Consider the following 12604-nt stretch of genomic DNA (forward strand, 5'->3'; position numbering starts at 1 on the left):
GTGTCCGTTTCACACCTTGTCCCATCGGGCTCTCCATTTATGTGGGGGAAAGGTGTAAACCATATTCAGGACGGGACACAGAGATAAAAAAAGAGCCGCAGATGCGGCTCTTTTTGATGGCTGGCCTCCCTTAGGGACGGCCGGCCGGGCTGTGGGCCTTGTTGACGGCCGCAGTGCTGCCCGCGTGACGACCCGAGCTGGCAACGTCACCGCGCACCAGGGGCGGGTAGTCGACAGGCTCGGCGGCCGGCAGGGCAGGGGCCTCGGCCGGGGTCGCCATGGGGGCGGAGGCTTTGCGGGCCTGGGCCAGCAAGCCACCGGTAGCGCGCGGCGCAGACTTGGCGGCCTCTACCTTGGCGGGGGCAGCCGGGGCGCTGGCTGCGGCTGCCACCGGGGCCTCGGCGGCGGGGGCAATGGCCTCTGCCTCGGCGACCAGGGGAGCGACGTCGGCCACTGGGGTGACCTCAACCTCGGTTGCGGCCGGCGGCTGGACTGCGTCGACCTGAGCCGGCTCAACAGCGTCAACCTGAACCAGCTCAACTGGCGCGGCGTCAGCCTGCACAGGGGCCTGGGCCGCTTCCACCACCTGGACGGGGGCGTCGGTCTGGGCGGGTGCCTCCACCTTGGGCTCGACCGGAGCGGGGGCAACCTGAGCGGGTTCGGCTGCGGCCACAACGGCGACCTCTGCCTGCACGTCCGCTACCACGACCGCTTGCTCGACCTGCTGCTCGGCTTGCGGCGCGGAGTCGGCAACCGGAGCAACCGACTCGCTGACGACCTTGCTGGTGTCGACGAAGGGCACTTCCGGCAGGTGGTGATCGGTATCCACGACGGCGTGCTCGACCAGGGCGGCGGAGGCCTGGGTCGCGGCGGCGATGGCTTGCGGGCTCAGCGGGGCAACCAGCGGGGTCACCGGCTCATTGCTCTCGACCTGGGGCTGCTCCTCTTCGCGCTGGCCGCGGCTCTCTTCGTTGATGCGCTTGCGGCGCTGACCTTCGCCACGCTGGCCACGGGGGTTGCGACGGGAGCGGCGCTGGCCGTCCTGATCGTCACCCTGCGGGGCATCGGCGTCTTCGGTGGCCACCACGGCGGCTAGCGGCTGCTCGGCCTGGGGCGCATCGACGCGGATCTGCTTGCGCAGTTGACGACGTTCGCGGCGCTCGGCGACGATCAGCTCCTTCTCCTGGTGAGCCTCGACTTGAGTCTCTACCTGGGTCGGCAGCGCTTCGGCGGCGACCACGGCCTGCACCTGGGTGTCACGCTCGGCACGGGGCTCGCGGGGTTGGCGCGGTTCACGCTCACCACGGGGTTCCCGGGGCTGACGCGGTTCGCGGGGCTGACGGGGCTCACGCTCGGCGCGGGCTTCGTTGGCCTGGCGAGGTTCCCGCTCGGCGCGAGGCTCGCGGGGCTGACGGGGTTCCCGTTCGGTGCGCGCCTCGTTGGCCTGACGCGGCTCGCGCTCGGTACGGGGCTCACGCTCCTTGCGCGGACGACGGGCACGGTTGTCACCCTGCTCGCCACTCTTGGCGTCACGGCGCTGTTCACCCCCTTCGTTGCGGTTGCGGTTGCCCTGACGCGGGCCACGACGCTCGTCACGCTGATGGCGGTGACTCTCTTCCTTGCGGGCCTCGGCCTGGACCGGTGCGGCCGGTTTGGCCTCGGGGGCGGCAGGGCCAGGGGCGAAGATGCCGGCGATGGCCTTGAAGAACTTGCCGACCAGGCCAGCCTCTGCCACGGGGGCAGGGGCGACCGGTGCGGCAGGCTGAGGCGCCGCGGCGGCAGCCGGTGCGGGCTGGGTCGGCTGGATGAAGCCTTGCAGCAGCGGCTGTTCCCGCTCGATGGCCTGGGCCTGCTTGGGCTGGTAGACGGGCTTGGCTATCTCCGTCTTCAGCTCGTAGCTCACCGCTTCGGGGATCTCATTCTTGCGAATGCGGGTCACCTCGTAGTGGGGCGTCTCCAGATGCTGGTTCGGGATGATGTAGAGGCGCACGTCGTTGCGCTGCTCGAGGCTGGCGATGGAGCTGCGCTTCTCGTTGAGCAGGTAGGCGGCGACATCCACCGGCACCTGGGCATGGACCTGTTCGGTGTTGTCCTTCAGGGCCTCTTCTTCGATGAGGCGCAGGATGGAGAGGGCCAGTGACTCGTTGTCACGGATGACCCCTTGACCCTGGCAACGGGGGCAGATGTGGCTGCTGGACTCGTTGAGGGAGGGGCGCAGGCGCTGGCGGGACATCTCCAGCAGGCCGAAACGGGAGATCCGGCCCAGCTGGATGCGGGCCCTGTCCTGATGGACGGCTTCACGCAGACGGTTTTCCACTTCACGCTGATGGCGAACCGGGGTCATGTCGATGAAGTCGATGACGATCAGGCCACCCAGATCGCGCAGGCGCAACTGACGGGCAATCTCGTCGGCCGCTTCCAGGTTGGTCTGCAGCGCCGTCTCCTCGATGTCGCCGCCCTTGGTGGCGCGGGAGGAGTTGATGTCGATGGAGGTCAGGGCCTCGGTCGGATCGATGACGATGCTGCCGCCGGAGGGCAGGCGCACTTCACGCTGGAACGCAGACTCAATCTGGCTCTCGATCTGGAAGTGGTTGAACAGAGCCACGTCACCCTGGTACAGCTTGACCCGATTGAGGAAATCGGGGCGAACCAGCTCGATATGCGCCTTGGCGCGCTCGAAGATGACGGGGTTGTCGATCAGGATCTCGCCCACATCGCGACGCAGATAGTCACGAATGGCGCGCACGATCACGTTGCTCTCCTGATGGATGAGCACCGGGGCGGCACGCTGCTGGGAGGCCTTGTGGATGGAATCCCAGTGATTGAGCAGGACGTTCAGATCCCAGGAGAGCTCCTCGGGGGACTTGCCGACACCGGCGGTACGCACGATGAGCCCCATGCCTTCCGGCACGGTAAGACCCGACAGGGCCTCTTTCAGTTCGGTGCGCTCGTCACCCTCGATGCGGCGGGAGATGCCGCCGGCACGGGGGTTGTTGGGCATCAGCACCAGGTAGCTGCCGGCCAGGCTGATGAAGGTGGTGAGGGCCGCACCCTTGGTGCCACGCTCTTCCTTATCGATCTGGACGATCACTTCCTGGCCCTCGCGGACCACTTCTTTGATGTTGGGACGACCCTGATAGGAGTAACCGGAGGGGAAATAATTGCGGGCGATCTCCTTTAACGGCAGGAAACCGTGGCGCTCGGCGCCGTAGTCGACAAAAGCAGCTTCGAGACTGGGTTCTACGCGGGTGATCTTGCCCTTGTAAATGTTCGCTTTCTTCTGCTCGTGTCCCGGACTTTCAATATCCAAATCGTAGAGCTGTTGTCCGTCAACCAGCGCTACGCGCAACTCCTCTTCCTGAGTCGCGTTGATTAGCATTCTTTTCATTGAGTTCTCATTATTTTGTCATTTTGATTTCCTCCACAGGATCCTGCCGGCGCCGGCCTCGGGTCTTCAGCATACTGGGGCAACCTCCCGGTTGGGGTACGCATGAGGCGCAAACTAAGGGCGCTCTGGTTCAGCCTTCTCGAGAAGGGATGAATAAAGGATGCCGGTGTGGAGACAAATAGCCGGTTCTGTTTGCGTTCTCCATGCGCTGTACCTCGCACCCGGGAACCGTCATGTTCTTGTATACACGGTGTTTCGGGATTGGGTGGCATACTTTTTGGCCACTTAGTACAAGGCTTGAACACAATGACAAAACCTTGTTTATTATCCCATTTAAACCACTTTTATAGCAAGGTGCCATTTTTCAACAAAGCATGGAGCAAAGGGGCCCGTGGGGTGTTAAAATCCGCGCCATGACACAGATACATCAACAAGTGCAGCTGCTCACCATCGAAGCTGAGCATGAAGGGCAGCGCATCGACAATTTTCTCAAGACTCAGTTAAAGGGCGTCCCCAAGAGCCTGATCTATCGCATCCTTCGCAAGGGGGAGGTGCGCGTCAACAAGAAGCGCATCAAACCGGAATACAAGCTCTGCCCGGGTGACGAGGTGCGGGTGCCCCCCGTGCGCGTCGCCGAAAAGAACGAGCTCCCCTCCGCCAACCTCGGCAGCATCCAGCGTCTGGAGAGCCAGATCCTGTTTGAAGATGACGCCATGATAGTGCTCAACAAACCGTCCGGCATGGCGGTGCACGGCGGCAGCGGCCTGAGCTTTGGCGTGATTGAAGGGCTGCGTGCCCTGCGCCCGGAAGCCCGCTTCCTCGAGCTGGTTCACCGGCTCGACCGCGACACCTCCGGCGTCTTGCTGGTCGCCAAGAAGCGCAGCGCCCTGCGCAGCCTGCACGAGCAGTTGCGAGTCAAGACCATGCGCAAGCAGTACCTGGCGCTGGTGCGCGGTCAGTGGCAGTCCCACGTCAAGGTGGTCAATGCGCCCCTGCGCAAGAACGATCTGCAATCGGGCGAGCGGGTGGTGCGGGTCAGCAGTGACGGCAAGCCGTCCGAAACCCGCTTTCGGATTGCCCGCCAATTTGCCGAGGCAACCCTGGTGGAATGCAGCCCCATCACCGGCCGCACCCACCAGATCCGGGTCCACACCCAACACGCCGGCCACCCCATCGCCTGCGATGATAAGTATGGTGAAGCGGCCTTTGATGAAAAAATGCGCAGCCAGGGGCTGAAACGGCTGTTCCTGCATGCCTGGAAGCTCACCTTTACCCATCCGGTGGATGGCCGGGAGGTGTTGATCGAGGCGCCGCTGGCCGCCGAGCTCGATACCTTCCTGAACAAGCTGGCGCGCTGATGCAGGGTACCCGGCTCGCCATCTTCGACTGGGACGGCACGCTGATGGACTCCATCGGGCGCATCGTCAACTGTGTCGAACTGGCCGCCGGGGAGTGCGGTCTGTCACTCCCTGCCCGGGAGCAGACCCGGCAGATCATCGGCCTGAGCCTGGAGGTGGGGCTGGCGAGCCTGTTCGGATTGACGGTGGGTAGTGCGTCCTGTGCCCGTCTGGTCGCCGCCTATCGTCATCACTATCTTCATGACGATACGCCGAGCCCGCTGTTTGCCGATGCCGCCGACTTGCTCCATGACTGGCATGGGCGCGGCATCTTGCTGGCGGTGGCCACCGGCAAGTCTCGCCGTGGTCTGGATCGGGTACTCGAGGAGACGGGGCTGGGGCCGCTGTTTGCCGCCAGTCGCGGCGCCGACGAGGCACGTTCCAAACCCGACCCCCTGATGCTGAGTCAACTGCTGGACGAGCTGGCGTTGCCGGTTGGCGAGGCGGTGATGATAGGGGACACGGTCCATGATCTTGGCATGGCCGAGGCGCTGGGAATGGCCCGCATCGGGGTGACCTGGGGCGTGCACGGCAGAGAACGGCTGCAGGCCCATGATCCGGTCGCCATCGTCGATACCATGGCTCAGTTGAGGCGCTCTCTGGATTAGCGAGCCGCTGACAACAATGACAAGACGGGAGCCTGGGCTCCCGTTTTTCATGGCTGGCGTGTCATGGGCGTCAGGGCAGGGCGAGACCGTGACGCCCCAGCAGCTCGATGAGGCCGATCAGGGGCAGGCCTATCAGGGCATTGGGATCGCGCCCCTCCAGCGCCTCGAACAACACGATTCCCATCCCTTCACACTTGAAGCTGCCGGCGCAATCGAGCGGTCGTTCGGCCTCGACATAGCGGCGAATGGCCGCTTCATCCAGGGTGCGAAAGTGGACCGTGAAAGGCTCGACCAGGCCATGGCATTGGCCCGTGGCGGCATCCAGCACGGTGAGGCCGGTATAGAAGGTGATGCTGCGCCCTTGTGCGGCCATGAGCTGCGCCACCGCATTGTCCACCGACCCCGGCTTGCCGAGGATCCTGCCGTTGCAGACACACACCTGGTCCGAGCCAATGATCAATCCCCGCTCAACCTCGTCGGCAATGGCTGCCGCCTTGGCATGGGCGAGCCGCGTCACCAGCGCCTCGGCCGATTCGCCGGGCAGAGGGGATTCATCCACCCGGGGGGCTGCACACTCGAAGGGGAGGCCGAGCTTTTCCAGCAGTGCTTTGCGATAGGGGGAGGTGGAGGCGAGGATCAGCGGTGTTGACATCATGATATCCAGGTTCGTTGCGATCAGCGGCCGATGGTATCGCCGCGCCATCGACAGGGCAATTGCCGGATGGGATGGCAGCCCCCACCTGGGCGTTATGTCTGGTGTCCTGATGCCATTTGACCATGACGATGCCCGGGCACATCAGGGGGATGGTCACGGGCGATGGACGAATGGCGATCACCCGAGGGCCCAAGTGGCGGACAGGATCCTGTGTCGGATCCGCTGCTTTGTGGCATAATCGGTCACCGATGAGCGCAAGCCCCGGCATCTTGGGGGCATGTGTTGTTAAAATCATCGGCGGTAAGGACTTTTTCCTTTGACTATCCCCTGTTGGACCTATAATATTCGCGCCCTATGCAAAAGGTGAAGTTGCCCGTTAAGGTTGATCCAGTCCGTAGTGCCTTGAAGCTACTCGATTATGTCGGGATAGTTGAAAAGTCGCAGATGCCCAGGCTGGAGGCATCAACCGCAGGCTTGCGAAGTGATGTGGATGTGTCACTGCACTTTGGCAAAGATGTCCAGAAGTTGACCGTTATGAAAGGCACTGCCCATGCCGAGGTTGACCTGGTTTGCCAGCGTTGTGGCGAAACGTTCCAACACCTTTGTGAAGCTGAATTTATCTACACTCCGCTGTTCGAGAGAACAAACGAGGAAGAACTGCCGGAAGCTTATGAGCCCATTGAGTTGGACGAAAACGGTGAGATAGATCTTCATCAAATCCTGGAGGATGAACTCATCCTCTCGTTGCCTCAAGTCGCAATGCATCCCATGGATGCCTGCCCGAGAGGAAACATGGAGATGACCTGGGGTGATATCGAACCTGCTGATGAGCGGCCAAATCCCTTTGCAGTTCTTGAAGAGCTTAAACGTAAGTGAATCTAGGAGTTAGCCTACCATGGCCGTACAACAGAACCGTAAAACCCGTGCCAAGCGTGGCATGCGTCGTTCCCACGATGCACTGACCAGCGCTGCCCTGACTGTTGATCAGACCAGTGGCGAAATTCATCGTCGTCACCACGTGACTGCCGATGGTTTCTACCGCGGTAAAAAGGTAATCGCTTAAGGATTGCCTTTGTCTACGCTCAACGTCGCGCTAGACATAATGGGGGGCGATTTCGGTCCCTCTGAAACAGTGCCTGCCGCCGTGCAGGCACTGTCTCTTTTGCCCCGGCTCAATCTGATCCTGGTCGGCAACGAAACCAGCGTCACACCGCTTCTGCGCCAGCATGGCCTGCTCAATCATCCCCGCGTTCGCTTCGTACATGCCTCCCAGGTCGTCGGGATGGGCGATAAGCCGATCGTCGCGCTGAGAACCCTCAAAGACTCCTCCATGCGGGTTGTGCTGGATCTGGTCAAGAGCGGCGCCGCCGATGCTTGTGTCAGTGCGGGCAACACCGGGGCCCTGATGGCCATGGCCAAGTGCGTGCTCAAGTCCCTGCCCGGGGTCGACAGACCCGCCCTTATCAAGGCGCTGCCGACGGTGGCGGGCAAACGCACCGTCATGCTGGATCTGGGGGCCAACGTCAGTTGCGATGCCGACACCTTGCTGCAATTTGCGGTCATGGGCTCGGTCGTCGCCGAACTGGTGGAGGGCATAGCGTCACCCCGTGTCGCGCTGCTCAACGTGGGGGAGGAGGAGATCAAGGGCAACGATCTGGTGCGCCACAGCGCCGAGCTGCTGCGCCAGTGCCCTGCCATCAACTTCACCGGCTTCATCGAGGGAGACTGCCTGTTCACCGGCCAGGCGGATGTCATCGTCTGCGATGGCTTCGTGGGCAATGTGGCCCTGAAGACGGCGGAAGGGGTGGTGCGCATGATGGGGCAACTGGCCGGTTATCCGCGAAAAAAGCGCAGTTTTCTTGGGCTGATCGCAGGATTTATGCTCAAACGGCGTTTTTCTTACCTGAACCCCGACCAGTATAACGGTGCAAGTCTGTTAGGATTGCGCGGCATTGTGGTAAAAAGTCATGGGCGGGCCGAACGTCGCGCCCTCTCTACTGCGATCCTGCTGGCCGCGCAAGAGGCCAAGCATCAACTTCCATTGCAAATAGCAGATCGCCTTGAATCTGTCTTTTCCGACAGGGATCTATAAGAACTCTATGCATAGCAAAATTCTGGGTACTGGCAGCTACCTGCCAAGTTCAGTGCGCACCAACGCCGATCTCGAACAGATGGTCGAGACCAGCCACGACTGGATCGTGGAGCGCACCGGGATCCATGAGCGCCGTATCGCGGGGGATGGCGAAACCGTCGCCACCCTTTCTCATCAGGCCGCCCTGCGTGCACTGGATGCCGCCGGCCTCCAGGCAAGCGATCTGGACATGATAGTGCTGGCCACCACCAGTGCCGAAAATGCCTTCCCGGCCGCCGCCTGCGAGCTGCAAAACCTGTTGGACGTGCCGGGGATCCCGGCGTTCGACATCGCCGCCGCCTGCGCCGGTTTCACCTATGCCCTCTCCATCGCCGATCAGTTCGTCAAATCGGGGGCGGCCCGCCATGTGCTGGTCGTCGGCGCCGATGTGCTGTCGCGCATGTGCGATCCGCAAGATCGCGGCACCATCATACTGTTTGGTGATGGGGCAGGGGCCGTGGTCATTGGTGCCAGCGAGACCCCTGGCATCCTCTCCACCCACCTGCATGCCGATGGTCGCTATGGCGATCTGCTCAAGCTGCCCCAACCCCGTCGCGGCCTGAGCGGCAGCGAGCTCGAAGCCTACATGTATATGAAGGGCAACGATGTGTTCAAGGTCGCGGTGACCCGCCTGAGCGAGATAGTGACCGAGACCCTGGCCGCCGCCAACATAGATCCGAGCGAGCTCGACTGGCTGGTGCCGCACCAGGCCAACTACCGCATCATCAACGCCACCGCCAAGAAACTCGGCATGAGCCTTGACCGTGTGGTGCTGACCCTCGACAAACACGGCAATACCTCGGCCGCCTCCGTCCCCATCGCCTTCGATGAAGGGGTCCGTGACGGTCGTATCCAGCGCGGTCAGCTGGTGCTGCTCGAGGCGTTTGGTGGCGGATTTGCCTGGGGCTCAGCCCTGGTTCGCTTCTAAGCTTTCACCACGAAGGAGCGTGGCCAGCCCTGTGCCGGCCACGCTCCTCATGTCGTTTTCGCTTTAAAGGACATCATGATGACCCAATTTGCCATCGCTTTTCCGGGACAAGGCTCCCAGGCTGTCGGCATGCTGGCCGAACTGGCCGAACAGCATGCGATTATCAAGGAGACCTTCGCCGAGGCGAGCCAGGTGCTCGGTTATGATCTGCTGGCGCTGACCCTGCAGGGGCCGGCAGAAGAGCTGGGCAAGACCTGGAAGACCCAACCGGCCCTGCTGACCGCCTCCGTTGCCCTGTGGCGTCTGTGGCAGCAGCAGGGTGGGGCGACCCCGGCCGTCATGGCCGGTCACAGCCTCGGCGAGTATTCCGCCCTGGTCTGTAGCGGCGCCCTGGCCTTCACCGATGCCGTCAAGCTGGTCGAACTGCGCGGCCTGGCCATGCAGGAAGCCGTGCCGGAAGGCACCGGCGCCATGGCCGCCATCATCGGCCTGGACAACGACACCATCGCCGCCAACTGCGAGCAGGCGGCAGAGGGGCAGGTGGTCTCCCCGGTCAACTTCAACTCCCCGGGCCAGGTGGTGATCGCCGGGCACAAGGAAGCCGTCGAGCGTGCCAATGTGCTGATGAAGGCGTCCGGTGCCAAGCGGGCGCTGCCGCTGCCGGTCTCGGTGCCGTCTCACTGCGCCCTGATGAAACCGGCCGCCGAGAAGCTGGCCGCGGCCCTGGATGGGATCGAGATCAAGGTTCCATCCATCGCTGTCATCAATAATGTCGATGTCAGCTGTGAACAGGATCCGGCCGCCATCAAGCAGGCGCTGGTGCGTCAGCTGTTCAGCCCGGTACGTTGGACCGAGACGGTCGAGCGGATGGCCAATGAGGGCATCACCCTCGAGATCGAGATGGGGCCGGGCAAGGTACTGACCGGTCTCGCCAAGCGTATCGACAAGCGGGTGGAAGGCATTCATGCCAACGATGCCGCTTCATTCGAACAGGCGCTGGCCCAGATTCAGTAAACAGGAGTAGAGCATGAGTTTTACCGATAAGGTTGTGTTGGTGACCGGCGCCAGCCGTGGCATCGGTCGTGCCATTGCCGAGGCGTTCGTGGCCCGTGGCGCGAACGTCGTGGGTACCGCGACCAGCGAGCGCGGCGCCGAGGCCATCAGCGCCTACCTGGGCGAGCATGGCTGCGGCCTGGCCCTGGATGTGACCAGCCCCGAATCCATCGAAGCCGTCTTCGCCGCCATCAAGGCGCGTTTTGGCGACATCGACATCCTGATCAACAACGCCGGTATCACCCGCGACAACCTGTTGATGCGCATGAAGGATGATGAGTGGAGCGAAATCATCGACACCAACCTCACTTCCCTCTATCGTCTGAGCAAGCCGGTGCTGCGCGCCATGATGAAGAAGCGCCATGGCCGCATCATCAGCATAGGTTCCGTGGTGGGTACCATGGGCAACGCAGGTCAGGTCAACTATGCCGCCGCCAAGGCCGGTCTGGTGGGCTTTACCAAGTCGCTGGCCCGTGAAGTGGCATCCCGTGGTATCACGGTCAATGCGGTTGCTCCCGGTTTCATCGAGACCGACATGACCAAGGCGCTCAATGAAGAGCAGCGGTCAGGTATCATGAACCAGGTACCCGCAGCCCGTTTGGGCGATCCGAAAGAAATTGCCGCCGCTGTGGTATTCTTGGCATCTGATGACGCCGCTTACATCACCGGCGAAACCCTGCATGTTAACGGCGGGATGTACATGGTGTAATCAATTTGTCGTCAGTTCTGCTCAAATTTGCGATATTACGCCGAAGTTTGGCACATTTCGTGGTTTGACCAGCAGCAAGCTACTTGCAAACCAACGTCAATTGAATAAACTACCCCAACCAGACGCAATAGCGTATTTTTAAAGGAAAATTCAGGTCATGAGCAACATCGAAGAACGCGTAAAGAAAATCATCATCGAACAACTGGGTGTTAAAGAGGAAGACGTTAAAAACGCTGCCTCCTTCGTCGACGACCTGGGCGCTGACTCTTTGGATACCGTTGAACTGGTAATGGCGCTGGAAGAAGAATTCGATACCGAGATCCCGGATGAAGAAGCCGAGAAGATCACTACTGTACAAGCGGCTATCGACTACATCACCGCTAATCAGGAATAAGTTCCTGTTCTGAAAGAAGCGGCCCAAGGGCCGCTTCTTTTATGTTTACCCCTTTCAAAATACCTCTCGGAGACTAGCTCAGTGTCAAAACGCAGAGTCGTGGTGACCGGCCTGGGAATGCTTTCCCCGGTGGGCAACACAGCCGAATCCAGCTGGCAAGCCCTGCTCAACGGGCAGAGCGGCATCTCTCCCATCGAACACTTTGATGCCAGCGAGTTTGCGACCCGTTTCGCAGGCCAGGTCAAGGCGTTCGATCCCGAACAGTACGGCATCAACCGCAAAGAAGCCCGCAAGATGGATCTCTTCATCCAGTACGGCGTGGCGGCGGGCATACAGGCGTTGGATGATTCGGGTCTGGTTGTCAACGAAGACAACGCAGAGCGGGTGGGTGTGGCCATCGGTTCCGGCATCGGCGGCCTGGGTCTGATTGAACAGAACCATACCAGCCTCGTCAATGGCGGCCCGCGCAAGCTGAGCCCCTTCTTCGTGCCATCCACCATCATCAATATGGTGTCCGGTCATCTCTCCATCATGAAGGGGCTGCAGGGGCCGAACATTGCCGTGACCACCGCCTGTACCACTGGCACCCATGCCATCGGCATGGCGGGTCGCATGATTGCTTACGGTGATGCGGACGTGATGGTAGCCGGTGGCACCGAGAAAGCCTCCACCCCCATGGGGATGGGCGGCTTCGCGGCGGCCAAGGCGCTCTCTACCCGCAACGACGAACCCACCAAGGCGAGTCGCCCCTGGGACAAGGATCGCGACGGTTTCGTGCTGGGTGACGGCGCCGGGGTGCTGGTGCTGGAAGAGTACGAGCATGCCAAGGCCCGTGGCGCCAAGATCTACGCCGAGCTGGTTGGCTTTGGCATGAGCGGCGACGCCTATCACATGACGGCCCCGCCTTCTGACGGCAACGGTGGCGCTCGTGCCATGAAGAACGCCATCAAGGATGCCGGCATCGCCCCCGAGCAGATCGGCTACATCAATGCCCATGGCACCTCCACCCCCCTGGGTGACGTGGCCGAACTGCGTGGCATGAAAGAGGTGTTTGGCGACCATGCCAACGCCCTGATGATCAGCTCCACCAAGTCGATGACCGGTCATCTGCTGGGTGCCGCCGGCGCCATCGAGGCGATCATTACCGTGCTGGCCCTTCGGGATCAGGTGGCTCCGCCCACCATCAACCTGGACAATCCGGATGAGGAGTGCGATCTGGATCTGGTGCCCCATGTGGCCAAACCAGGCCAGTTTGAGTACGCCCTCTCCAATTCCTTCGGATTTGGCGGCACCAATGGCTCCCTGATCTTCAAACGCGTATAATTCGCGCCAGGGCAATGT

Annotated in this window: 12 protein-coding genes; 10 read left to right on the forward strand and 2 right to left on the reverse strand. The window is 61.8% G+C overall.

What is annotated here, in order from left to right:
• Positions 1-130 precede the first annotated feature (130 nt).
• Positions 131-3388, reverse strand: coding sequence for a ribonuclease E (gene rne / locus ACW5W4_RS00865; RefSeq protein WP_456688085.1), 3258 nt, complete (start codon positions 3386-3388; stop codon positions 131-133).
• 413 nt (positions 3389-3801) lie between these two features.
• Here rne and rluC point away from each other — a divergent pair, with 413 nt between their 5' ends.
• Together rluC and ACW5W4_RS00875 are read left to right on the forward strand one after the other, a co-directional pair.
• Positions 3802-4746: a 23S rRNA pseudouridine(955/2504/2580) synthase RluC gene (gene rluC, locus ACW5W4_RS00870; protein ID WP_456688086.1), complete on the forward strand. Its 945-nt coding sequence runs from the start codon at positions 3802-3804 to the stop codon at positions 4744-4746.
• Positions 4746-5393, forward strand: coding sequence for an HAD family hydrolase (locus ACW5W4_RS00875; RefSeq protein ID WP_456688087.1), 648 nt, complete (start codon positions 4746-4748; stop codon positions 5391-5393). The genes rluC and ACW5W4_RS00875 overlap by 1 nt, the downstream gene beginning before the upstream one ends.
• A 70-nt stretch (positions 5394-5463) precedes the next feature.
• Here ACW5W4_RS00875 and ACW5W4_RS00880 read toward each other — a convergent pair whose 3' ends face one another.
• Positions 5464-6045 (reverse strand): Maf family protein, encoded by a 582-nt coding sequence (locus tag ACW5W4_RS00880; RefSeq protein WP_456688177.1) that lies wholly within the window; start codon positions 6043-6045, stop codon positions 5464-5466.
• Positions 6046-6402: 357 nt separating this feature from the next.
• On the opposite strand from ACW5W4_RS00880, the gene yceD reads away from it, so the two are divergent.
• From yceD to fabF, 8 genes are all read left to right on the forward strand, one after another.
• On the forward strand, positions 6403-6924 hold the full coding sequence (gene yceD, locus ACW5W4_RS00885) for a 23S rRNA accumulation protein YceD (RefSeq protein WP_084205223.1): 522 nt from the start codon (positions 6403-6405) through the stop codon (positions 6922-6924).
• 19 nt (positions 6925-6943) lie between these two features.
• Positions 6944-7111, forward strand: a complete 168-nt coding sequence (gene rpmF / locus ACW5W4_RS00890) for a 50S ribosomal protein L32 (protein WP_005311492.1) — start codon at positions 6944-6946, stop codon at positions 7109-7111.
• A gap of 9 nt (positions 7112-7120) precedes the next feature.
• Complete coding sequence (plsX, locus tag ACW5W4_RS00895; protein ID WP_408774640.1) at positions 7121-8140, forward strand: phosphate acyltransferase PlsX; 1020 nt, start codon at positions 7121-7123, stop codon at positions 8138-8140.
• Between the two features lie 7 nt (positions 8141-8147).
• Positions 8148-9107, forward strand: coding sequence for a beta-ketoacyl-ACP synthase III (locus ACW5W4_RS00900; protein WP_041992300.1), 960 nt, complete (start codon positions 8148-8150; stop codon positions 9105-9107).
• Between the two features lie 78 nt (positions 9108-9185).
• The gene (gene fabD / locus ACW5W4_RS00905) at positions 9186-10121 is read left to right on the forward strand and encodes an ACP S-malonyltransferase (protein ID WP_456688178.1); all 936 of its coding nucleotides are present in this window, start codon (positions 9186-9188) and stop codon (positions 10119-10121) included.
• 13 nt (positions 10122-10134) lie between these two features.
• On the forward strand, positions 10135-10869 hold the full coding sequence (gene fabG / locus ACW5W4_RS00910; RefSeq protein WP_456688088.1) for a 3-oxoacyl-ACP reductase FabG: 735 nt from the start codon (positions 10135-10137) through the stop codon (positions 10867-10869).
• Between the two features lie 157 nt (positions 10870-11026).
• On the forward strand, positions 11027-11263 hold the full coding sequence (gene acpP, locus ACW5W4_RS00915; protein ID WP_005300909.1) for an acyl carrier protein: 237 nt from the start codon (positions 11027-11029) through the stop codon (positions 11261-11263).
• Positions 11264-11344: 81 nt separating this feature from the next.
• Positions 11345-12586 (forward strand): beta-ketoacyl-ACP synthase II, encoded by a 1242-nt coding sequence (gene fabF, locus ACW5W4_RS00920; protein ID WP_427262051.1) that lies wholly within the window; start codon positions 11345-11347, stop codon positions 12584-12586.
• Positions 12587-12604 lie beyond the last annotated feature (18 nt).

The organism is Aeromonas crassostreae (genome assembly GCF_054052445.1).

What these genes read in the sequence shown, in the direction of transcription:
- rne (WP_456688085.1), bottom strand. Translation starts at nt 3,388, where the DNA reads ATGAAAAGAATGCTAATCAACGCGACTCAGGAAGAGGAGTTGCGCGTA.
- rluC (WP_456688086.1), top strand. Translation starts at nt 3,802, where the DNA reads ATGACACAGATACATCAACAAGTGCAGCTGCTCACCATCGAAGCTGAG.
- ACW5W4_RS00875 (WP_456688087.1), top strand. Translation starts at nt 4,746, where the DNA reads ATGCAGGGTACCCGGCTCGCCATCTTCGACTGGGACGGCACGCTGATG.
- ACW5W4_RS00880 (WP_456688177.1), bottom strand. Translation starts at nt 6,045, where the DNA reads ATGTCAACACCGCTGATCCTCGCCTCCACCTCCCCCTATCGCAAAGCA.
- yceD (WP_084205223.1), top strand. Translation starts at nt 6,403, where the DNA reads ATGCAAAAGGTGAAGTTGCCCGTTAAGGTTGATCCAGTCCGTAGTGCC.
- rpmF (WP_005311492.1), top strand. Translation starts at nt 6,944, where the DNA reads ATGGCCGTACAACAGAACCGTAAAACCCGTGCCAAGCGTGGCATGCGT.
- ACW5W4_RS00900 (WP_041992300.1), top strand. Translation starts at nt 8,148, where the DNA reads ATGCATAGCAAAATTCTGGGTACTGGCAGCTACCTGCCAAGTTCAGTG.
- fabD (WP_456688178.1), top strand. Translation starts at nt 9,186, where the DNA reads ATGACCCAATTTGCCATCGCTTTTCCGGGACAAGGCTCCCAGGCTGTC.
- fabG (WP_456688088.1), top strand. Translation starts at nt 10,135, where the DNA reads ATGAGTTTTACCGATAAGGTTGTGTTGGTGACCGGCGCCAGCCGTGGC.
- acpP (WP_005300909.1), top strand. Translation starts at nt 11,027, where the DNA reads ATGAGCAACATCGAAGAACGCGTAAAGAAAATCATCATCGAACAACTG.